Below are 476 nucleotides of genomic sequence, written 5' to 3'. Positions count from 1 at the left end.
CCCGGATGCGGACCGGCTGGCCGAGTGTGTGAAGGAGGAGCTGGCGGAATTGCTCGCAGAGGTGTTGACGCACTGAAGTGAGGACACAGCGGGGTCGAAGTCACCGAACTCTCCTTCGGGGCGGCCTCGTCGTCGACCTGGCTGAAGAGATTGCCGATTCCGGCCGCCCCGAAGGAGAGTTCGGTGACTTCGACCCCGCTGTGTCCGATCATGTTCCGCCGCATGCGACGAATATTCATCGGATCACTTCAGTGCGTCAACACCTCTGCGAGCAATTCCGCCAGCTCCTCCTTCACACACTCGGCCAGCCGGTCCGCATCCGGGACCGCCTTGCCGTCGGCGACCAGCCCCACATGCACCTGTCCGCCGTAGGTCGACAGCGCGACGGCGAGTGCCTGCCCGCGCGCCAGCGGCGCCATCGGGTAGATCTCCCGCAGCGGGCTGCCGGCCAGGGAGAGCTTCGAGCGAGGCAGCGG

The 476-nt window shown here is 66.4% G+C and carries 1 protein-coding gene; it reads right to left on the bottom strand.

Annotation, left to right across the window (positions count from 1 at the left end):
• Positions 1 to 248: 248 nt before the first annotated feature.
• A partial coding sequence (locus tag J0695_RS40485; protein WP_206969795.1) for a WS/DGAT domain-containing protein occupies positions 249 to 476 on the bottom strand: 228 nt, incomplete at its 5' end.

The sequence above is a fragment of the Streptomyces beijiangensis genome (genome assembly GCF_017315755.1).
GTDB lineage: Bacteria > Actinomycetota > Actinomycetes > Streptomycetales > Streptomycetaceae > Streptomyces > Streptomyces beijiangensis.
Note: the sequence above shows the minus strand (reverse complement) of the source record. Positions and strands in the feature narration are given on the sequence as shown.